Source organism: Myxococcus stipitatus DSM 14675 (assembly GCF_000331735.1).
Lineage (GTDB): Bacteria > Myxococcota > Myxococcia > Myxococcales > Myxococcaceae > Myxococcus > Myxococcus stipitatus.
This window is the reverse complement of sequence record NC_020126.1, coordinates 2788332-2808888: the sequence shown is the minus strand read 5'-3', so window position 1 is coordinate 2808888 and position 20557 is coordinate 2788332. Positions and strand designations below refer to the sequence as shown.

Here is a 20557-nt window from a genome sequence, read left to right as displayed (position 1 = left end):
CCTCGTCTAACCTCCGGGATTCACTCCAGAAACAATGGGAGTGCCTTTCGTGAGCGGGGCGAGCGAACGCTGAGGAGCGCATACGCCCATGGGCACGCAACTGGTGATGTACGAAGAGGAGTTCACCAAGATCAACGCCGTTTGCGACCGGCTCACCAAGGACGCGAACGCGAAGGTGGTCTTCCTCGTCGACAAGAACGGGCAGCTCATCTCCTCGGCGGGCCAGACGCAGAACATCGACACCACTTCCCTGGCCTCACTGACGGCCGGCAACGTGGCCGCCATGGGGGGACTCGCCAAGCTGATCGGCGAGAACGAGTTCCCCAACCAGTTCCATGAAGGGGCGAAGGACTCGCTCTACATGACCATCGTCGGCAGCCGGGTGGTGCTGGTCGTCATCTTCGACAACCGCACGAGCCTGGGCCTCGTCCGCCTGCGCATCAAGAAGGCCAGCGACGAGCTCACGAAGATCTTCGAGAGTCTGGTGAAGAAGACGGACAGCCCGGGTGCCGGGTCGCCGTTCGCCGAGATCTCCGACGACGATATCGACAACCTCTTCAGCGAGTAACCCGGGAAGCCATGTCCTTCATCAACTACTCATCCCGCGAAATCAACTGCAAGATTGTCTATTACGGACCGGGTCTCTGCGGGAAGACGACCAACCTCCAGTACATCTACAACAAGACGGCGGCCGAGACGAAGGGCAAGCTCATCTCGCTCTCCACCGAGACGGACCGCACGCTCTTCTTCGACTTCCTGCCGCTGTCGCTCGGTGAGATTCGCGGCTTCAAGACGCGCTTCCACCTCTACACGGTGCCGGGCCAGGTGTTCTACGACGCCAGCCGCAAGCTCATCCTCAAGGGCGTGGACGGCGTGGTGTTCGTCGCCGACAGCCAGATCGAGCGCATGGAGGCGAACATGGAGTCCATCGAGAACCTCCGTGTGAACCTGGCCGAGCAGGGCTACGACCTGAACAAGATTCCGTACGTCGTCCAGTACAACAAGCGCGACCTGCCCAACGCGGTGACGGTGGAGGAGATGCGCAAGGCGCTCAACCCGCGCAACATCCCCGAGTACCAGGCCGTGGCGCCGACCGGCGTGGGCGTGTTCGACACGCTCAAGGCGGTGGCGAAGCTGGTGCTCACGGAGCTGAAGAAGGGCGGCTGAGAGCAAGCGGCCGGACGCCTCTTGGCGTCCCGTACCGCGGGTGACAAGACGCCCCGCGGTCAACGGTGTTACAACCGCCGCCGACGGGTCAGGCCGTCCGCCTCCTGAGGTCGCACAGTGCGTGTCGAAGCCGCCACCCTCCGCCTCCTCGCGCTCGTGAGCGCCACCCTCTGTGGGGCGGCGCTCGCGCAGGAGCCGCGCCCCTCCCCTCCCACCGCCACCTCTTCGTCGAGCGCGTCCGCGGCTCCGGAGGGTGACAGCACCGCCGACGAGGCCTTCAACTCCCGCGTGAAGACGCTGGAGGAGCAGGTCGTCGACTTGAAGGAGAAGATCTACCGCTCCAAGGCGCGCCTGCTGCTGTTGCAGGAGACGGTGCTGGGCGGAGACGTCACCACGGGCGCTCGCGCGCTCATCGTCCACAAGAACGAGATGGGTGGCTCCTTCATCCTGGAGTCGGTGACGTACGCGCTGGATGGCGCGCCCATCTTCACGCAGCTGGACCTGCAGGGCGAGCTGAGCAAGCGCGAGCAGTTCGAGGTCTTCAACGGGCGCATCGTCCCCGGCCAGCACCAGCTCGCGGTGCGGTTGGTCTACCGGGGTGACGGCTTCGGAGTCTTCAGCTACCTGGAGGGCTACAAGTTCAAGGTGCAATCCAGCTACACCTTCAACGCGGAGCCAGGAAAGGTCTCCACCGTGCGCGTGGTGGGCTTCGAGCAGGGTGGCATCACCACGGACCACAAGGACCGGCCGGCGGTGCGCTACGACATCGAGCTGTCGCGCGACTCGGCGCCTCGCATCGACGGTGAGCCAGGGGCCGCGGCTCCGGCCTCGTCCTCCACTGAAGCGCGGTAGGGGCGGCCGGTGAACGTGTCGCTTCGCGCCCTCGCCCTCGTGCTCAGCCTCGCGGGTGGCACCTCCGCCTCCGCCGCGGAGCCTCCTCCCGCGCTGACGCAGCAGGAGCTGGAGCGAAACCTCTTGTCGGTGGAGCAGCAGCTCCGCACCGCCGAGGAGGCCCTGCGCTTCGTGGAGACGCAGTACAGCCAGCGCCCGGAGCCCGACGAGGCGCAGGTCCGCGCGCGGCGCTACTCGGATGCGGAGATTCATTATCTGCTGGGCGACTGGAACGCGGCCTCCGTCCTCTTCTACGACCTGGTGAGCGACCCGGCGTTCCACGGCCACCCGCGCTATCCGGACGCGCTCTTCTTCCTCGCGGACACGCTGTACCAGCAGAAGAACGACCTGGGCGCGCGCATCTACCTGCGCGAGCTGCTCGCCCTGCCCGCTCCTTCCGCGCGCCACCGCGACGCCCTCACGCGCTACCTGGCCATCTGCGGGAAGCTGAACCTGTTCGACGGCATCGCGCCCCAGCTCGACCAGGCACGGAGCCTCTACGGAGGCCAGCTTCCGCCAGACATCCAGTACGTGAACGCGAAGTGGCTCTTCCGCCGCACGGACCTGCCTCCCGCCGAGCGCATGGCCCGCGCGCGCGCCGCCTTCGCGCCCCTGGCCCAGGTCCCCGGCGGCCCGTATCAGCTCCAGGCCGGCTACCACATGGCCGTGCTGTCCATGCAGGCCGGTGAGCTGCCCCTGGCCATCCTCCAGTTCCAGCAGCTCCTCGTCCCCGTGCCGCGCCAGGACGCCCCGCCCGCGACGACGGACAAGCCCGCGGTCCGGACGATGGCGGACACGGACCCGGCGCGCATTCACGAGCTCTCGCTGATGTCGCTGGGGCGCCTGCTCTACGAGGCCGGCCGATTCGATGAGGCGTTGGACAAGTACGGCCAGGTGCCTCGGGAGAGTGAGTCCTTCCCGGAGTCGCTCTACGAAATCGCGTGGACCCAGGTGCGCAAGGGCAACCACCAGGAGGCCAAGAACGCGGTCGACATCCTGTTGATGGTGTCACCGGACTCGCGACTCGCGCCCGAGGCCAGGCTCCTCCAGGGGCACCTGCTCCAGAAGCTGCAGAAGTACAACGACGCCATCGCGGCGTACGACGAGCTCATCAGCACCTTCCGCCCCGTGCGGGAGAAGGTGGATGCGATGCTGGGCGCCAACCGCGACCCCGTCGCGTACTTCGACCGGCTCCTCGCGCGCACGGACACGGTTCCCGACGTGCGCACGCTGCTGCCGCCGCTCGCGCTGAAGTACGCGTCGACCGAGCGTGACGTCGGTGACGCGGTGAAGATGGTGGGCGACATCGACACCGGGAAGAAGGGAACGGTCGACGCGCGAGAGCTCGCCGCCCGCATCCTCCTGGCCCTCCAGACGCGAAGGCTGGAGACCTTCCCGGAGCTGCAAGAAGGCTTCATGCGCGCGGACGCGGTGGAGACCGCCGTCGCGAACGCGGAGGCCGCGCTCGTGGAGCTGGAGCGTCACGCGTTGGAGTCCTCGCTCACCGCGACGGAGCGGGAGAAGCTGCTGCCCTTGCGCCACGAGCGAGAGACCCTGGCCGCGCGCTTCGCCACACTCCCCACCACGCAGAAGGAGCTGGAGGAGCGGCTGCGGCGCATGCAGGCGCGCGTGGACGCGGTGGACCGCGAGGCCTTCCGCCTGGGCGCGGAGGTTCGAGGCCTGCACGCCATCGCCGCGGCGGTGCGCAAGTGGGTGGATGACACGCGCCTGATGCGACAGACGCCGCCGGAGGAGGAGCGCGAGTTCCTGGTGCAGCTCCAGACGGAGGTCCAGACGCTGCAGGAGCTCCAGCAGGAGCTCGACAAGACCCGCGGCCGGCTCGCGGACGAGCGCAACAGCGCCGCGGCGAGCCTCGCCGGGGAGCAGGCCATCCGGGGCCGCTACCTCGCCGCGCTGCGCGCCGAGCACGCGGTGCTCTCCGAGGCGGAGCAGCGCCAGTCGCCCTCCTCGCTGCTGACGCGTGCGCATCAGGCGCGGGACCAGGGCCTGGCCCTGAGCAAGCGCGTGTCGGAGGCGCAGGGCGCGTTGCTCGCCCGCGTGGACCAGCGAGGCCGCCGCATCCGCGAGAAGGTGCTGGCCGAGCAGAAGCTCCTCGACAAGTACGAGGCCGAGGTCGCCGCGGTGTCCAGCAACGCCAAGCAGCTGGTGGGCCGCATCGCCTACGACAGCTTCCGCCGCGTGCGCCGGCAGTTCTACGACCTGGTGCTCAAGGCGGACGTGGGCGTGGTGGACGTGGCCTTCACCGAGAAGCAGGACAAGACGACGGCCATCCAGAAGGTGTCCGCGCAGAAGGCCGATGCCCTGCGCGCGCTGGACGCGGACTTCCGGGGCGTGCTCGCGGAGGATGGCCGGTGATGCGGCATGTCCTCGCGGTGCTGCTCGCCATGGCCTCGCTCCCCGCCGCCGCGCAGGCGCCGGACGCCGGGACGGCTTCGCCTGGAGCGGAGAGCCCCGCGGCCCCGCCGGACGCGGGCTACCTCACGGGCCTGGGCCGCACGCCCGATGAAGAGGTGCTGTTCCAAGATGTGAGCCAGGCCCTGCGCACGTACGAGGCGGAGTCGCGCGAGTTCAGCGGCGACGTGCAGCGCTTGATGGAGCGCAAGTACGAGCAGAAGCGCGACTCGCTCGCGTCCTCGTACGAGAAGGTCATCCGCGACTTCGAGGCCCAGGAGCGCAAGGAGCGGATGGAGGCCATCGTCCGCTTCGAGGAGTTCCTGCGCCGCTACCCCCACGAGCCTCGCTACACGCCGGACGTCATGTTCCGCCTCGCGGAGCTCTACTACGAGCGCTCCCAGGACGAGCACCAGCTCGCGATGAAGGAGTACCGCGAGCGGCTGGAGGCACATGACAAGAACCCCGACTCGGCCTTCCCCGTCGAGCCGAAGAAGGACTACGCGGACTCCATCACGCTGTACCGTCGGCTGCTGAAGGACTACCCCGACTACCGCCTCAACGACGGCGCCTGGTACCTGCTCGGCTACTGCCTGGAAGAGCAGGAGCAGGTCGACGAGAGCTTCCAGACCTACCAGCAGCTCATCGCCCGCTATCCGCGCAGCCGCTTCGCCACCGAGGCGTGGGTCCGCATCGGCGAGTACTGGTTCGACAACTACAAGGACTCGCAGGCGCTTCCCCGCGCAGCGCAGGCCTTCGAGGCCGCCGCCCAGGACAAGCTCCACCCGCTCTACGACAAGGCCCTCTACAAGCTCGGCTGGACGTACTACCGCCTGGACCGCTTCGACGAGGCGGTGGAGTCCTTCCTCACGCTGGTGGACTTCTACGAAGCCCAGCGCGTGGCCAAGGGCGAAGCGGAAGCGGGCGGGGACCTGCGCGAAGAGGCGCTGCAGTACGTGGCCATCTCGCTGACGGATGAGTCGTGGGGCGGGATGTCTCGCGCCGAGTCCCTCTTCGCGAAGCGCGGCCCCAGGCCGTACGAGGCGGACATCTACCGCCGCCTGGGTCACCTGTTCTTCGAGCAGACGCATCACCCCATCGCCATCGCGGCCTATCAACGCGCGCTGGAGAAGGACCCGCTGGCCCCGGACGCGCCCGACATCCAGCAGCGCATCGCCCAGGCCTACGAGCGGGACCGGAAGATGTCGGAGTCCTTCACGGAGTCGGAGCGGCTCGCCAGCCTCTATCAGCCGGGGACCACCTGGTACGCGAAGAACCAGGGTGACCCGGACGCACTCGCGCGGGCCGATATCCTCGTCGAGCGGAGCCTCTCCACCAGCGCGACGTTCCACCATCAGCAAGCGCAGGTGTTCAAGAAGGAAGGCAAACACGAGCAGGCCGCCGCGGGCTTCGCCAACGCCGCGCGCGCCTACGGCACGTATCTGGAGCGCTTCCCCCGCAGCAAGAGCGCGGGCGAGATGCGCTTCTACTACGCGGAATGTCTCTACTTCTCCTCGCAGTTCGCCGCCGCCGCGAAGAACTACGAGCTGGTGCGCGACACGGGGGCCAGCCTCAAGCACCGCGACGACTCGGCGCTCAGCGCGGTGCTCTCGTGGCAGCAGGTGCTGGCGCAGGACATCCAGGCCGGCACCGCGCCCGACCTCAAGCCCCTGCGCTCCACCGAGCGTCCCGAGGGCGCCGAGGTGAAGCCCGTGCCCCTCGCGCCCACCGAGCAGAAGCTCGTGGCGGCGTCCGACAAGTACGTGGCGCTGCTCCCGCGTGACGAGAAGGCCGCGGGCATCGCCTACAAGGCCGCGGAGCTGCACTACTCGCACAACGACTTCCCCGAGGCGCGCCGGCGCTTCGAGCGCATCATCCAGATGTGGCCCAAGAGCGAGGTGGCGCGCTACTCCACCAACCTCACCGTCGAGACCTTCCTCATCGCCAAGGACTGGCGCAGCGTCGAGGAGGTCAGCGCGAAGCTGGCCAGCAACACGCAGGTCATCGACCCGTCCAGCGAGCTCCACCAGCAGTTGGTGAAGTTCAAGCTCGCGGGCCGCTTCAAGCTGGCCGACCAGCTCCTGGCCGAGGGCAAGCACGACGAAGCGGCGCGCAAGTACATCCAGCTCGTGGACGAGGAGCCTCGCCACGAGTTCGCGGACAAGGCGCTCAACAACGCCGCCGTCGCGCACGAGAACACCCGGCGCTTCGACTCCGCGCTGAAGCTCTACGAGCGCATCTACCGCGAGTACCCCAAGTCGCCCCTGGCCGACGCCGCGCTGTTCCGCGTGGCGGTGAACGCGGAGAAGTCCTACGACTTCGACAAGGCCGTCGTCAGCTACCAGAAGCTGGTGAAGGACTACCCCGCGTCGAAGGACCGCGAGGCGGCCCTCTTCAACACGGCCCGCCTCCTGGAAGGCCAGCAGCGCTACGCCGAGGCCGCCTCGGCCTTCCTGCGCTACGCGGACCTGTACCCCGCCGCCGAGGACGCGCCGAAGAACCAGTACCACGCGGCCGTCCTGCTGGAGAAACAGGGTGACCCGCGCGGCGAGGTGCGTGCGCTCCAGGAGTTCGTGCGCAAGTACGCGCGCAAGCCCGGCCAGGTGGAGCTGGTGGTGGATGCGCACCGGCGCATGGGAGACGCGCACCAGAAGCTCGGCGACGAGCGCGCGGCCCAGGGCGCCTATGCCCAGGCGGCCAGCGAGTTCGACCGGCGCAAGCTCAAGCCGGACACCCATCCGCTCGCGGCGAACGCGGCGGCCTTCGGACGCTTCCAGCTCGCGGAGGCGGAGCTGAAGAAGTTCGACGCGCTGAAGATTGGCGGCTGGGGCAAGGCCCTGGTGCGCAGCTTCGCGGTGAAGCGCGCGGCGGTGAAGACGGTGAAGGACGCCTACGCGCGGGTGTATCCGTACAAGCAGCTCGAGTGGTCTCTCGCCGCGGCCTACCGCTCCGGCTACGCGCTGGAGCGCTTCGCCAACACCATCATCGAGACGCCCGTGCCCCCCGACGTGAAGCGGCTGGGCGAGGACGCGGTGGTCACGTATCAGGACCTGCTCGCGCAGAACACGGCCGAGCTGGAGGACGCGGCGGTGGAGAGCTACGCCATCGCCCTGGGCGAGGCGCGCAAGAATCGCGTGTCGAACGAGTGGACCCGGCGCACGCTGGAGGCCCTCAACCGCTTCCGCCCCAAGGAGTACCCGGTGCTCAAGGAGCCCAAGCAGGCGCTCGCGTCCGAGGGCGCCTATCCCGAAGGGCTCGTCGGCCACGTGAGCGGGCCTCCCCGTCCCGCGTCGCCGGACGAGAGCCGCATCACCGGAGGGTCCAAGCCGTGAGGACACCTCGGCTCACCGCGCTGCTCGTGTCGTCGGGGCTGCTGCTGTCCGCGTGTGCCTCGGCTCCGGACACACGCCCCGCGGCGGACTCCGCCACGGACAAGGCCGCCACGACACCCGCCGTGGTCCAGCCTCCTCCTCGCGACACCGCGAAGGACTTCGAACAGGCGGTCGCGACCGCTCGCACCGGAGAGCTCGCCGCGGCCGAGTCGGCCCTGCGCGCGCTGGTGACGGACGACCCGAAGCTCGACTACGCGTGGACGAACCTCGGCATCGTCCAGGAACGAATGGGCCGGAACGAGGACGCGGAGCGCTCCTACCGCCAGGCCCTCACCGTCTCACCAGAGCAGGCGTCCGCGTGGGACTGCCTGACGCGCCTGTACGGGCGCACGAATCGCTCCGCGGCGATGGAGACGGAGCTGCGCGGACTGCTGGAGACGAAGCCGGACTCCGTCCCGCTGCGCACGTCGCTCGCGGTGAGCCTGCTCCAGCAGAAGAAGCTGGAGCCCGCGGCCTCCGAGGCGAAGCGAGCCCTCAAGGTCGACGAGCGGCACACCCGCGCGATGCAGGTCCTCGCGCAGGTCTACTACCGCGAAGGCAAGCACGAGCTGGCGCGCATGGTGCTGGAGAACGCGCGAGACATCGCGCCCGGCGACGCCGCCACGCGCAACATGCTCGGGCTCGTGTACCTGGGACTCAAGGTCAAGCCGCAGGCGCTGGAGGAGTTCAAGGAGGCCGCGAAGCTCCAGCCGGACTTCGCGGAGGCGCGCAACAACTTCGGCGCGATGCTCAACGAGGCGCAGGACTATCCCGCCGCGGTGACGGAGCTCGAGGCCGCCGTGCGCGCCGCGCCGGACTTCGCCGCCGCCCGCCTCAACCTGGGCAATGCCTACCGGGGCCAGGGAGACTTCGAGCGCGCCAAGGCCGAATACGAGAAGGTGCTCACGCTGCGCCCAGGACAGCCGGACCCGCTCTTCAACCTCGCCATCCTGTACCTCGACGTCGAGCCCCCCGGGCTGGACTCCATCACCCGCTTCAAGACCGCCCTCACCTACTTCGAGCAGTACCAAGCCCAGGGCGGACGCGACGACCGCATCCCCCAGTACACGAAGGACGCGCGCAAGAGCATCGAGCGCGAGGAGCGGCGCCTCGAGCGCGAGCGCAAGGACCAGCTGCGCAAGGCGGCCGAGGCGGAGAAGGCGAAACAGGAACAGGCGAAGCAGGCCCCCGCCCCCGAGACGCCCGCCCACGTCGCCCCACCCGCCCACACGTCACCGGCCCCTGCTCCAGCCCCCGTGGAAGCCGCTGGAACCCCGGCCCCCCGCGCGGCGTCTCAACCCGAGACGAAGCCCCAGACGGCCCCCACCGCCGAGAGCGCCCCGGAACAGCCAGGCTCGGGTAAGCTGGCCACCGACAAGAACTAGGACCGCCATGCGCGCCCCTCTCGCCCTCTTCGTGCTGCTCGCCGCTTCGCCCGTGCTCGCGCAGGACTCCGCCCGGTCCTCCGCGCAGAGCACCCGCCAGGCCACGTCCAGCACCGAAGCCACGGCGGCCAAGAAGGCGCCGCGCCACGGCAAGGTCATCCGCCTGGACGCGCTCACCGTCGAGGGCCGCATCCAGAAGCCCCAGGCGTTCTACATCCTCCCCCGCTCGAACCTGAGCTTCGACGACCTCAACCGCACGGAGAGCTTCGTGCCCAAGGTCGAGAAGAGCGTCGAGCAGGAGCCCTTCTAGTCCATGGCAGCCCCTTCGCCATCCAAGCTGCTCCGCGTCGGCCTCATCCAGAACGGCCAGATTGTCGAGGAGCACCACGTCCGGCGTGACACCGTCACCATCGGGCACGACGCGCGCAACACCATCGTCCTGCCCGCCTCCGACGACCGCCCCGCGCGCTTCGGCGTGTTCGAGAACCAGGGCCAGCAGTTCCAGCTCGTCATCAACGAGTCCATGCAGGGCCGCGTCAACCTCGGCTCCTCCGACGTGGACTTCGACGCGCTGCGCGCCCAGGGACTCGCCTCGCGCCGGGGGGACCTCTACGTCCTCCCGCTCCAGGAGAGCGCCCGAGGCAAGGTGGAGCTGGGCGACGCCACCCTCTTCTTCCAGTTCGTCACGCCGCCCGCCGAGGAGGCGCGTCCGATTCTCCCCTCCGACGTGCGCGTCAGCCGCTGGAAGACGATGGACCGCGTCTTCTTCGGCATCCTCGCGGCCTCGCTGCTCATCCACTTCTCCGGCGCGGCCATCATCCTCGCCGCCGAGGCCCCCAAGGAGCAGGAGCTGGCGCTGGACCAGCTCGATGACCGCTTCGTGCGCGCCATCATCCCCCAGCGCCCCCCCGAGCCCGCGAAGACGGCCGCCCCGGGCCCCACCGAGGCCCCCAAGGAAGACTCGCCGTCTCCAGAGCCGAAGGAAGGCGCGGACAAGCCCTCGGCGGAGAAGCCCGCCGTCGCCGCGGCCGAGCGCCACGCGGAGATGGTGAAGAAGGTCTCCGACAAGGGCCTCTTGAAGATGCTGGGCTCGCGCGGCGCGGGCTCCGGTGCGTTCCAGGACGTGCTGGGCGGCGCCAGCGGAGGCAGCGACATCGCCGCGGCGCTCCAGGGCGCGGGCGGCGTGGGCGTCGCCAACGAGGCCTCCGTCGGCAAGGGCACGGGGCCTCGTGGCGGTGGCACCGGCACCGTGACGGGCATCGGCGAGCTGGGCACCCAGGGCGGCGGCAAGGTCGACCTGGGCACCAAGAAGGAAGTCGAAGTGAAGGGCCGCGTCCAGGAGTCCGCCCCGGAGGTGGACAGCTCCGACGTGGACCGCGACGCACTGGCCCGCTACGTCCGCGCGCGCAAGGGCGCCATCCAGAGCTGCTACGAGAAGGAGCTCAAGCGAAACCCCAACCTCAAGGGCAAGGTGGTGGTGCGCTTCTCCATCCTCCCCTCGGGCCGCGTGGGCGACTTCGAGATTGACGAGAACACCCTGGGCAGCGAGGCCGTGGCCAGCTGCATCCGCGCCGCCATCCGAGGCTGGGTGTTCCCCTTCAAGCCCGACGACGCCGCCACCGTCTCCTACCCGTTCGTCTTCTCTCCGACAGGGTAGGCCGCTTCACCGCGGGACAGGGTCCACAAGGCCCGCCACCCCGGTAACCACTGAATAACTGGGGGTTCGTCGCGTTGACACCCCCTCCCCCGCCTTCTACGCTTTGATCCAATGGGAAGGGCCGGGAGAGCCTTGAGGCGTATGCGCACTGTCGGAATGGTCGCCGTCGTCGTTGCCACTGGAGTGGCCGTCGCTCAGGGACCGGCGCCTTCGCCCCGTGCTCCCGCCGCCACGGCCGCGCTCGAGAAGGCCAGTGAAGTACCGGACACGCAGAAGCTGGAGCGCAGCACCCAGGCGCTCGGGACGATGCGCGAGGTGCTCCGCCAGGTGCTCGGCAAGGTGGAGGAAGCCCGCCGCACCAAGGACGTGGTGAAGCTCAACTGCGCCAACGAGAAGCTCACCCAGATCAAGGGCCTGCTGCGCATCTCCGAGCAGGCGGACGTGTCGCTCCAGGAATCCCTCACCCGGCGCGAGGTCGCCACCAGCGAGCACGAATACACCAAGGTGATGATCGCCCAGCAGAAGGTGGCGCAGCTGCGCTCGGAGGCCGAGGAGTGCATCGGCCAGCTGGCCTTCCGCACCGACGAGAACCTCTTCGTCGAGGTGGAGGAGCCGGAGAACCTGCCGGGCGGAGACCCCACTCGCCCGCCGCCGCCCGACGAAGTCCTCGTCCGCCCGCCTCCCGCCAGCCCCGTCGAGTAGCGTCCCCGTGTCGAACAAAACTTCGGTCCCTGAAATCTCGCGTGCTATGACGCCCCGGGTCGTCCTGGGGTGTGGTGGGAGCGTGTACACCCTCCCGCCGGGAAGCCACTGCGAGCCATGACGCTGCGAGGGACAATCCGGGGGATGCTCTGCGGGCTGGCGCTGACGGCGTCCAGTGGCGTGGCTCAGGCCCAAGACATCGTCTCGCCCCCGCCCACGGGCGGCAACGGCATCAAGGTCGGCAACGGGCGACTGCATCCGTACTTCGAGTTCATGAGCCGCGTGGACAGCGGCGTGGGCTACTTCAACGACGCCCAGGAGCAGCTGCCCGGAGGCGTGTCCCCGGACCTGTCCGGTGAAGTCGCCCTGCACTTCCGGCCGGGCTTCAAGCTGGACATCCCGTCCTCGCGGCTGGCGTTCAACCTGAACGCCAACCTGGACTACGTGCTCTTCACGGGGCTGATGACGAAGGGCTCCGGCGCGGCCTCGCACATGGCGGGCGCGGCGGACCTCCTGGCGCGCATCAACCCGGACGCGCCGCTGTCGCTGGAGCTGTCGGACCAGTTCGCGCGCTCCGACCGGACCCGCACCACGGCGATCGGTGCGGGCATCCTGAGCCTCTACAACGAGGCCAAGGCGAGGCTGCCCTGGAAGCCGGGCGGCGGCGCCGTCGAGGTGGCGCCGAGCGTGGCGTACGCCCTGGAGTTCTTCGAGCCGCTCGCGGCCTCGGCGCCGGTGGACTGTGGCGACGGCGTGTGTGACCCGCTGCGCGCGGACCGCTTCGACTACGGCAACCTGCGCGTGGGCCTGGAGAGCCGCTGGCGCTTCCTGCCGAAGACGGCGCTCGTGTTGGACACCGGCGTGGACATGCGCCGGTACTTCAACGACGGCGGCCCCGAGGCCACGCTCCTGCGCGCGCTCGTGGGCGTGGCGGGTCTGGTGTCGCCCAAGGTGGCGGTGATGGCCAAGGTGGGCTGGGGGCAGAACTTCGGGGACCCGGGCGGCGGGACGCTGATTGCGCAGCTCGAGGGCACATACCTGTATGGCCCCACGCTGACGTTCAAGGGCGGCTACCTGCGCACGATGGAGCCCGTGGCGGCCTACGGCATCTTCCGGGACGACCGGGGCTACGCCGAGGTGCGCTCGCTCCTCGGCGGCAAGCTGACGCTGCGAGCGGCGGGCGCGGTGGACTTCCTGAGCTTCGCCGGCGCGCGCGACGACACGGTGGTGACGGTGGACGCGGGCCCCGAGTACCAGTTCCGTCCGTGGCTCACGGGCGCCATGGGCTACACGCTCAGCAAGCGCTCGTCCTCGGTGGATGGCGGTGGTCTGAACTACACGCGCCATGAGGGGTATGCTCGCATCTTGGTGACGTACTGAGCCTCGCGGCGTCGGAGGCGTCCCCGCTCACGAGGACTTCACCAGGATGAGAACCCTTCGCCTTGGCCTGCCCCTGCTCCTGTCAGGAGCGTTGTCCGCGTGTTTCGGCTCGACGCCGCGGCCTCCGCCTCCCGCCCCGACTCCGGCCGCGGAAGCGGGAGCGGCGCGCTCCGGGGGAGGAACCCTGGGCCCGGGCGACGTGGTGGAGGTCCGCGTCTTCCAGGAGCCCGAGCACTCCGGAACCTGGCGCCTCTCCCCGGAAGGCACCATCGACTACCCGCTGTGCGGGAAGGTGCCGCTGAAGGGGCAGACGCCCAGCACGGCGGCGGACTCGCTGCGTGAGTGCCTGGGACGCTTCGTGCGCAGGCCCCAGGTGTCGGTGCTGATTCGTGAGTACAACTCGCAGAAGGTCTTCGTCTTCGGCGAGGTCCAGAAGCCGGGCACCTTCCCGGTGGATGGGGAGATGTCCATCGTCCAGGCCATCACCCTGGCGGGGGGCTTCACGAAGCTGGCGGCGAAGAACACCACGCTGGTGACGCGCGTGGTCGACGGACAGGAGCGCAAGATTCGCGTCCCCGTCGAGGACATTGGCGTGGGCCGGGAGAAGAACTTCCTCCTGCAGCCGGGCGACATCGTCTTCGTGCCGGAGAGCTTCTTCTAAGCCTGCCTGGGCAAGGCGAATGCCTTGCCCATCACGATTGTGTTTGACGATGCTTCGTCAGCAGGCGAAATGACGAGCCGTCCCAGCGTTACTCCATTTCCAGCCGCCCGGTCCGGGCTGGAATGGCGTCCCCTCACGCTGGTGTACCCACCGTCTCGGCAAGACAACACAGACAGTCGTCAATGACTGTTCGTACGGGCCTCCGCATCCGGTCCGCATGGGCAGGCGTGTGTCGCCTCTCGAGACAGTGGTTCCCATCACGTCCAACCCCTGCCTCACCGAGGAAATGCCTTGTCATTCCTGAGAAGACTCTCATGGGCCGCGCTCGCCCTGGCGGCCGCCTGTGATTCGAAGAAGCCGGAGCCGACGCCGCCTCCAGACACGACCGTCTCCAAGGTCCAGGCCGCCGCCGCGCAGCCCCTGACGCAGGAAACCCCGGTGCCCGACGACGAACGTTTCGCCGCCGTGTACAGCGACGCGGAAATCGCGGCCGCCGTGGGCGCCACACCGCCGGAACTGTCCGCTGCACAGATGGCGGCCATCACCCTCGCCATGGACGCGGAGATCGCGCAGGCCCCCCAATACCAGCCGAGCTCGACGCTGCCCCCGGACGCGCCCCCGGGGATGCCCGTGGGCCAGAGCTTCACGGCCGACCTGAAGAGCCTGCACCAGCGCACCCTCCAGGCGTTTGGCTCCTCCACCCTCCTGCTCTGCACCTTCCCGCCCTGCACGCTGCGCGGGGATATCGACGGCGACGGCCTGCAGGACCTGGTGGGCCAGATTGCCTCGAGCGGCGACCTCAAGATGGGGGTCGTCTTCGCCTTGGGAAACAACACCCAGCAGAAGCTCGCGGCGGGCACGGCGAGCAGCGTGGGAGATGACCTGAGCTGGGTCAGCGCGTGGTCGCTGGAAACCCGAACGGAGCCCTCGCAGTCCGGCGGCACCCCGGTGACGACGACCATCCTCCACCTCCAGGGCAAGAACGACGACAACCAGCCCCAGGCCGCGAAGGCCTACTTCACCCGCACCACTCCCGGTGGCCCGTCCCAGATGAAGACGGACTGGGAACAGCCCCAGGCCCAATAGGTGACCCCATGACTTCAAGACTTCGACACACTTCCTGGCGAGGGGCCGCCGCGTCGCTGGCCCTCCTGTGCTGCGTCCTCCAGGCCTCCCCTGCCCTGGCCTGGAAGCCCATCATGCACGTGTACCTGGCGGAGCAGGCCCGCCTGGAGGCCCTGCAACGACAGGGCTCCGTCAGCCTCCAGCGCGTGGACTTCTGGGGGCAGTCCATCACGGGTGACGTGGGCGTCTTCGCCATGAGCCCGGCGGACTATGCCGCGGTGCGCGACTACCCGGCGTACTACCGCGCGGGTGTCCTGGGCCCGGATGCCTACCCGGACGTCCTCTTCGGGCAGACGGTCATCCACCCCGCCACCAATTCGAGGGGCCCCACCGGAGGAGCGGACTCGTGGCTGCGCCAGCTCGTGTTGGCCGCCAACACTCCGCAGGAGCGGGCCTTCGCGCTCGGCTTCGTCGCCCATGGCGTGGGCGACATGTTCGGCCACACGATGGTCAACGAGTACGCGGGGGGACCGTTCGTCCTCGGTGACAACGCGCGCAAGCACCTCGTCGTCGAAGGCTGGGTGGGCCACAACACGCCCCCGTTCGACACCGCGCTGTACACCTCCCGCGGTGACGACCCGTACCGCATCGACACCCAGGCGGTGAATGGCTTCATCTACGAGCAGTTCATCAATGCCAGGCGCTCGCGGGATGGCAGCCAGAAGAACGTCGCCTGGCAGCTGATGGAGACCGCGCCGAACACCACCTTGCCGGGAATCTTCACCCGCACGCGCGCGAGACTGCTCGACGCGCAGGAAGAGCACTTCTCGAAGCTCACCTGGCTCAAGGAGCGGCGCCGGAAGGAAGTCAGACAGTGCGGCCAGGGCAACGTGTTCGCCTGCGGCCGGGCACTCGACCTCGCGCGGCGCATCCTCAAGATGCAGACCCTGGGGCGTATCCGGATTGAATACAACGAAGCCTGGGTGAAGGACATCGACCGGGGGCTTCGGGCCTGGCCCGCGACGAGCACCCAGGTGGCCCGGGCGCTCTTCATGAACCCGGACCGGCAGATGAACACGGACTTGGCCAAGCAGCACCTCACCAACTACGCCTTCAACCATGCCTGCTCGATGGCGGGCGCCCCGGATGCCAGCTGCACCGTGCTCTCCATCGTCCGGGCGGTCCTCAACATCATCGCCATTCCGTTCGACCTGCTCAGCGCGCTGAAGGAAGAGCTCCTCAACTATCTGGTGAAGAAGGCGACGGGGAACGACATCCCCGAGTGGAAGGAGATCTTCCAAGCCCAGGCCACCCACGTGGACCTGCACCTGCCCAGGCCCTCCGGCACGCCGTCCACCAGCTCGGAGCTCAACGGCCTCATGCACCTCACCTCGGGCAAGTTCGATGAGACTCGCTTCGCGCCCGCCTTCAACACCGTCGCGGGCATCAAGATGTCCATGATCAGCGACCGGGCCCCCTGGGTCAGCGCGCTCCAGCAGGCGGGCCTCACCGCCTCGCAGGCGGACTGGACGCTCGACTGGGACTTCACGGGGCAGATTCACCTGGACTACCTGACCACCTTCGACGGTGACAATCAGTGGCAGGGCGTGGAGAGCAAGTTCCGGGACAACCTGCCGGGCCGTCCGCTGCGCCTGGCGTATGTGCCCTCCGTCTTCGCCACCTTCTTCATGCAACAGAAGGGGGACACGCACGACGCCCCCAACCGGCAGTGGCTCCAGGTGTTGCCGCCCAACCGCACGCTCATCGAGGAGACCGGCAGCCCGGAGCTGGGCATCTACGTCCTCTACGGCGGCATCCGGTTCGGCATCCCGAGCCCCGAGGTCTTCGACCAGCTGGGCTTCCGGTGGGAGGACGTCCGGAAGGTCCAATGGGGCATGTTCTACCGGATTCCCAACTCACCCGTGCCCATCACGAGCCTGGGCGCGTTCCTCCACGGGTGGAACTCGAAGGCCCCGGGGAGCCGCTACGCGGAGTTCCAGAACGGCGCGGTGTATTCGCACGTCCTGTACGGTGTCCATGGCGTGATGGGACCCGCCCTCCAGGAGTGGACGAAGTACGGCCGGGAGCACGGCGCCCTGGGGTACCCCACGAAGACCACCTTCACCGAGGCGGACGGCACACAGCGCACGCTCTTCTCGGGCGGGAACATCGCCTGCCACGAGAGCATGGGCTGCCGCACGAAGGTGGGGCTGGATACCCAGCTCGTGGGTGACTTCCGCGGCCTGGGCCGGGACCAGCTCATGCTCATCAACAACTCCCCCTATGGGGGCCGTATCCAGGTCATGGACTACGGGACCACCACCCTCGGGGGCGTCATCAAGTACCGGGAGACGTACGAGGAGAGCGCGGTCTTCAATGCCTGGCATGACAACGAGGACGTGCTGCTCTCGGGTGACTTCATGGGGCTGGGCCGCGACCAGGTGATGTTCATCAACCGGAACCCCGGAGACCGCATCATGGTCGCCGACTTCGGTGATACGCAGCCGCTGGCGAAGATCCGCTACTTCATGTCCGCCGCGAACGCCACCTATCTCCAGGGCTGGCTGGACGCCAATGACTTGCAGTACGTGGGTGACTTCATGGGGCGGGGCCATGACCAGGTCCTGTTCATCAATCGGGGCTCCTCGGGCGCCAAGATGATGATTGTCGACTTCGCCAACGGCAGCGCGACGGGCGAGGTTGTCTACCTGGCGAGTGCGGCTGGAATGTTCGCGGGCTGGCTCGACGCCGATGATGAAAAGCACCTGGCGGGTGACTTCCTGCACCTGGGCCATGACCAGTTGATGATCTTCAACCAGGGAGGCACCGGAGGCCGGATGGGTATCTACGACTTCAAGAGTGGATCCGCTGGCACCCTGCGCTACCTCGAGAACTGGAACAGCCCGCTGGGCTTGCTGTCCAGCTGGGTGGACGCGGGTGACCGGCGAATCGCGGGTGACTTCGCGGGCCTGGGGTACGACCAGTTGCTGCTCGCCAACCTGGATTCTCCTGGCGGCAAGATGATCATCTACGACTTCAAGGGGGCGCTCGAGAACAACGCCCAGGCGAGGTACTTCCTGGAAGGCTCCTCGGGCTTCTTCGAGGGATGGATCGACTCGGACGACTTCTGGTTCGCGGGTGACTTCAAGGGCCTGGGCCGCACCCAGGGCATGTTCATGAACCGCGGTGGGATTGGAGGCCGGCTGTACATCCACAGCTTCCAGGGCGGTGCTCCGGGCCAGGGGCTCTACCGCGAGAGCTGGGGCGAGTCCGGCATGCTGGACGCCTGGACGGACTGAACCCTCCCCGGTAGGTGACGCGCCCCCGAGAGACCTTCATCCTGGAAGGTCTCTTGGGGGCGCCGTCCCGGGTCTCCAGCCACAAGTCCCAGTCCTTCCTCCAGTCGGGCGACATCGTCTTCGTGCCGGAGAGCTTCTTCCAAGCCAGGGGCTGCTCACGCCTGCTCGCCTACTCCAGGCGGGCACGGGCCTCCCTCGCTCCCGCGCTGCTGCATCCACCTGAATGATGCGCACCTTCCCTCCGGGTGCGGCACCCGGGAGGCGCGAGTGGCGAAGGGGAAGCGTTTCCTGAGGGACAATGGTCTGTCCATTGCCCTCCTCGTCCTTTTCGGCCTGTCGCTCATCGGCCACAGCATCGCGGGCCACCTCCACTCCAACGAGGAAGCCCGAGCGCATGGCCAGCCCCTCTCGTCCTTCGGGCAGTACCTCTCGTCGGGGGACTTCCTCGAGTCCGTCTTCGAGAACTGGGAGAGCGAGTTCCTGCAGATGGCCGCATACGTCCTCCTCGCCGCCCTCCTCTTCCAGCGCGGCTCGGGTGAATCCAGGGACCCGGACGCCAACCCCGCCGAGGAAGAGGACGACCTGAAGGCAGAGCCGGACTCACCCGCCTCCGTGAAGCGCGGAGGGTTGCGGCTCAAGCTCTACAGCCACTCCCTCTCCGTCACCTTTGCGCTGTCTCTCGAGTCGAGACGTACGTGGGCTGGAGATAGAGCCAGACCTCGCTCCCCTGCGCGAGCCGGAGCAGCCTCGGCAGCGCGCCCTGGATGGGAGGCGCGCGGTTCAGCTGCAGGAAGTTGGTGATGGAGAGCACGAGCGCGATGAGTGCGCCGATGGTGGTCACCCACTTCTGGAGCCACTCGAGCGAGTCGCTGGGAGGCGGAGCCTCCTTCTCGGGCACCGGAGCTGGGGCATCCACATTCATGGCAGGTACTCCCGAAGGTGTGCCTGCGGCCCCGCCGCGTCCCGCGCCCTCCAGTCGCAGGTCAAGGTCCTCCTCGAACGCACCAGCGCCAGCCCGAGGAAGCCCGGCGCTCGGCGGCACCCGCGCCGCGCCCTCGGGTCCGCTCAGGGCATGACCTCCTCGTGCAGCACCTTGAACACGGCGGCGGTCTCCTCGGCGCCGAGTCCCGCATCGATGGCCTGGCGGAAGAGGCCGGAAGCGAAACGCGGCCACGTGGAACTGAGCTCGTCCTCTCGCGAGACCTGGACCAACCGGGCGATATCGTTGGCCACCGTCGTCAGCGAGGTCTCGGGATGGGCGTAGTGACCCGTGTCGATGACCCGCGCCATGTGCCGAGCATCCTGCCCGAGGCCCGGGGCGAAGGCCGCCAGCGCCTCACCGAAGTCGGAGAGCTTCAGCCCCTCGGCCTGACAGATGCGCGCGCCATGGACGAAGCCAATCCAGTGCCCGGCCATGTATGACAGCACCGCCGCGCACAGGGCGCAGGCCGCGCCTATCTCCTCGCCGGCATGCTCGAGCGTCCCTACCAAGGAGCGGAGCATGGCCTCATGGCGCCGCAACACCGCGTTGGGTCCCGCAACGATGAGGGAGGCCTGTTCGGTGCCCACCTGGCTCGGCCAGGCCAGGATGGCACCACTGAGAAAGTCCGCGTCCTGAGCGCGGACCCATGCATCCAGGTCCCGCGCCTCCCCTGGCGTACTGGAGCTGAGCTGCACCACCGTGCGCCCCGCCAGCGCCGACGCGACGGCCGGCGCACCGAGAATGGCCCAGGTGGCGGGGACATCGGACACGCACACCACCACCAGGGGACTGGCCTGAATCGCGACCGCGACGCTGGACTCGAACACGGCACCTGAGTCGCGCAGGGGTCGGGCGCGATGCGCGGTGCGGTTCCACACCGTCACCCGGCGCCCGGCGCGCAGGAATGCACTCGCCAGGGCTGTTCCCATCCTGCCCAGGCCCATGACCGTCACATCGCTCTGATGCGTGCTCACGTCTGCTGTCCTTGGTTGAGCTGCGCGAAATGCGTCTCGCTGTTACTCGGCTAGATTTCGCGATGGGACAAGTGCTTACAAATTTGTAAGGACCGTGTGGCGAAGAGGAGAAGTGATGGTGAGGAGATCGACCCCTCGGGACTGTGGACTTCACGCGGCGCTGTCGGTCATCGGCGGCAAGTGGAAGTCGCCGATCCTGTGTGAGCTGCATCACGGCCCTACCCGCTTCGCGGAGCTCAAGCGCCGGGTCTTCGGTATCAGCGAGAAAGTCCTGTTCGAGCAACTCCGTGAGCTCGAAGCCACCGGAGTGGTCCACCGGACGGTGCTCGACCCGGAACCGCCCAAGGTCGTGGAGTACTCCCTCACACCCACGGGGATGGCACTCACCGAGGCCGTGCGGACCTTGGTGGAGTGGGGACGGGCTCACGCCTCGCACGTAAGGGGTTTCCCTGAGCCCATCGACTCGAAATGACTACCCTGACTGTAATTCAAGAAGTTGAGACATCACCAGCCTGAACACAGGCAGGCCCCGCCTCCAAAAGCGCTGCGGTTCTTGAGACAGTGTCCCCCGCTCAACTACGGTGCCGGGCATCGCCGGAAAGTGCGCCGTC

17 protein-coding genes and 2 pseudogenes are annotated in these 20557 nt (G+C 68.2%); 16 read left to right on the top strand and 3 right to left on the bottom strand.

Annotated features, from left to right (window positions below; translation table 11 throughout):
- Positions 1–88 precede the first annotated feature (88 nt).
- The 15 genes and pseudogenes from mglB to MYSTI_RS45645 form a co-directional block, all read left to right on the top strand.
- Positions 89–568 (top strand): gliding-motility regulator GTPase-activating protein MglB, encoded by a 480-nt coding sequence (gene mglB, locus MYSTI_RS10890; protein WP_002637270.1) that lies wholly within the window; start codon positions 89–91, stop codon positions 566–568.
- A gap of 11 nt (positions 569–579) precedes the next feature.
- Entirely contained in the window at positions 580–1167 is a 588-nt protein-coding gene (mglA, locus tag MYSTI_RS10885) for a gliding-motility regulator Ras-like GTPase MglA (RefSeq protein ID WP_015347803.1), read from the top strand.
- A 117-nt stretch (positions 1168–1284) separates the two neighbouring features.
- Complete coding sequence (locus MYSTI_RS10880; protein WP_015347802.1) at positions 1285–2019, top strand: hypothetical protein; 735 nt, start codon at positions 1285–1287, stop codon at positions 2017–2019.
- Positions 2020–2028: 9 nt separating this feature from the next.
- On the top strand, positions 2029–4434 hold the full coding sequence (locus tag MYSTI_RS10875; RefSeq protein ID WP_015347801.1) for a tetratricopeptide repeat protein: 2406 nt from the start codon (positions 2029–2031) through the stop codon (positions 4432–4434).
- Positions 4434–7802: a tetratricopeptide repeat protein gene (locus tag MYSTI_RS10870; RefSeq protein ID WP_015347800.1), complete on the top strand. Its 3369-nt coding sequence runs from the start codon at positions 4434–4436 to the stop codon at positions 7800–7802. The genes MYSTI_RS10875 and MYSTI_RS10870 overlap by 1 nt, the downstream gene beginning before the upstream one ends.
- Positions 7799–9226 carry a tetratricopeptide repeat protein gene (locus MYSTI_RS10865; protein WP_015347799.1) on the top strand — a complete coding sequence of 476 codons (1428 nt, stop codon included), beginning with the start codon at positions 7799–7801 and terminating at the stop codon, positions 9224–9226. The genes MYSTI_RS10870 and MYSTI_RS10865 overlap by 4 nt, the downstream gene beginning before the upstream one ends.
- Before the next feature lie 7 nt (positions 9227–9233).
- The gene (locus MYSTI_RS10860; RefSeq protein WP_015347798.1) at positions 9234–9536 is read left to right on the top strand and encodes a hypothetical protein; all 303 of its coding nucleotides are present in this window, start codon (positions 9234–9236) and stop codon (positions 9534–9536) included.
- Positions 9537–9539: 3 nt separating this feature from the next.
- Positions 9540–10883: an AgmX/PglI C-terminal domain-containing protein gene (locus MYSTI_RS10855; RefSeq protein ID WP_015347797.1), complete on the top strand. Its 1344-nt coding sequence runs from the start codon at positions 9540–9542 to the stop codon at positions 10881–10883.
- A gap of 141 nt (positions 10884–11024) precedes the next feature.
- Positions 11025–11585 carry a hypothetical protein gene (locus MYSTI_RS10850; RefSeq protein WP_015347796.1) on the top strand — a complete coding sequence of 187 codons (561 nt, stop codon included), beginning with the start codon at positions 11025–11027 and terminating at the stop codon, positions 11583–11585.
- Between the two features lie 144 nt (positions 11586–11729).
- Positions 11730–12965 carry a hypothetical protein gene (locus tag MYSTI_RS10845; protein WP_233278233.1) on the top strand — a complete coding sequence of 412 codons (1236 nt, stop codon included), beginning with the start codon at positions 11730–11732 and terminating at the stop codon, positions 12963–12965.
- 46 nt (positions 12966–13011) lie between these two features.
- Positions 13012–13626 (top strand): polysaccharide biosynthesis/export family protein, encoded by a 615-nt coding sequence (locus tag MYSTI_RS10840; protein ID WP_015347794.1) that lies wholly within the window; start codon positions 13012–13014, stop codon positions 13624–13626.
- Between the two features lie 291 nt (positions 13627–13917).
- Positions 13918–14712, top strand: a complete 795-nt coding sequence (locus tag MYSTI_RS10835) for a hypothetical protein (RefSeq protein WP_015347793.1) — start codon at positions 13918–13920, stop codon at positions 14710–14712.
- Between the two features lie 8 nt (positions 14713–14720).
- On the top strand, positions 14721–17990 hold the full coding sequence (locus MYSTI_RS10830) for an LGFP repeat-containing protein (protein ID WP_144370050.1): 3270 nt from the start codon (positions 14721–14723) through the stop codon (positions 17988–17990).
- Positions 17991–18004: 14 nt separating this feature from the next.
- Positions 18005–18217: a hypothetical protein gene (locus MYSTI_RS10825; RefSeq protein WP_015347791.1), complete on the top strand. Its 213-nt coding sequence runs from the start codon at positions 18005–18007 to the stop codon at positions 18215–18217.
- Between the two features lie 40 nt (positions 18218–18257).
- A pseudogene (locus tag MYSTI_RS45645) lies at positions 18258–18605 on the top strand (DUF6766 family protein); the annotation flags it as partial.
- A gap of 46 nt (positions 18606–18651) precedes the next feature.
- Here the strand turns inward: MYSTI_RS45645 and MYSTI_RS10820 are convergent.
- The 3 genes and pseudogenes from MYSTI_RS10820 to MYSTI_RS45545 all read right to left on the bottom strand — a co-directional run.
- Positions 18652–18912 (bottom strand): hypothetical protein, encoded by a 261-nt coding sequence (locus MYSTI_RS10820; RefSeq protein ID WP_144370049.1) that lies wholly within the window; start codon positions 18910–18912, stop codon positions 18652–18654.
- Positions 18913–19055: 143 nt separating this feature from the next.
- A complete protein-coding gene (locus tag MYSTI_RS45550; RefSeq protein ID WP_338042099.1) occupies positions 19056–19493 on the bottom strand; it encodes an imine reductase family protein in 438 nt (145 codons plus the stop codon).
- Positions 19491–19952: pseudogene (locus MYSTI_RS45545) on the bottom strand (NAD(P)-binding domain-containing protein); the annotation flags it as partial. The pseudogene MYSTI_RS45545 and the gene MYSTI_RS45550, both read right to left, overlap by 3 nt.
- 109 nt (positions 19953–20061) lie before the next feature.
- Here MYSTI_RS45545 and MYSTI_RS10810 point away from each other — a divergent pair.
- On the top strand, positions 20062–20418 hold the full coding sequence (locus MYSTI_RS10810) for a winged helix-turn-helix transcriptional regulator (RefSeq protein ID WP_015347788.1): 357 nt from the start codon (positions 20062–20064) through the stop codon (positions 20416–20418).
- The last annotated feature ends 139 nt before the right edge of the window (positions 20419–20557 follow it).

What these genes read in the sequence shown, in the direction of transcription:
- mglB (WP_002637270.1), top strand. Translation starts at nt 89, where the DNA reads ATGGGCACGCAACTGGTGATGTACGAAGAGGAGTTCACCAAGATCAAC.
- mglA (WP_015347803.1), top strand. Translation starts at nt 580, where the DNA reads ATGTCCTTCATCAACTACTCATCCCGCGAAATCAACTGCAAGATTGTC.
- MYSTI_RS10870 (WP_015347800.1), top strand. Translation starts at nt 4,434, where the DNA reads ATGCGGCATGTCCTCGCGGTGCTGCTCGCCATGGCCTCGCTCCCCGCC.
- MYSTI_RS10860 (WP_015347798.1), top strand. Translation starts at nt 9,234, where the DNA reads ATGCGCGCCCCTCTCGCCCTCTTCGTGCTGCTCGCCGCTTCGCCCGTG.
- MYSTI_RS10855 (WP_015347797.1), top strand. Translation starts at nt 9,540, where the DNA reads ATGGCAGCCCCTTCGCCATCCAAGCTGCTCCGCGTCGGCCTCATCCAG.
- MYSTI_RS10850 (WP_015347796.1), top strand. Translation starts at nt 11,025, where the DNA reads ATGCGCACTGTCGGAATGGTCGCCGTCGTCGTTGCCACTGGAGTGGCC.
- MYSTI_RS10845 (WP_233278233.1), top strand. Translation starts at nt 11,730, where the DNA reads ATGCTCTGCGGGCTGGCGCTGACGGCGTCCAGTGGCGTGGCTCAGGCC.
- MYSTI_RS10840 (WP_015347794.1), top strand. Translation starts at nt 13,012, where the DNA reads ATGAGAACCCTTCGCCTTGGCCTGCCCCTGCTCCTGTCAGGAGCGTTG.
- MYSTI_RS10830 (WP_144370050.1), top strand. Translation starts at nt 14,721, where the DNA reads ATGACTTCAAGACTTCGACACACTTCCTGGCGAGGGGCCGCCGCGTCG.
- MYSTI_RS10820 (WP_144370049.1), bottom strand. Translation starts at nt 18,912, where the DNA reads ATGAATGTGGATGCCCCAGCTCCGGTGCCCGAGAAGGAGGCTCCGCCT.
- MYSTI_RS45550 (WP_338042099.1), bottom strand. Translation starts at nt 19,493, where the DNA reads ATGCTCCGCTCCTTGGTAGGGACGCTCGAGCATGCCGGCGAGGAGATA.
- MYSTI_RS10810 (WP_015347788.1), top strand. Translation starts at nt 20,062, where the DNA reads ATGGTGAGGAGATCGACCCCTCGGGACTGTGGACTTCACGCGGCGCTG.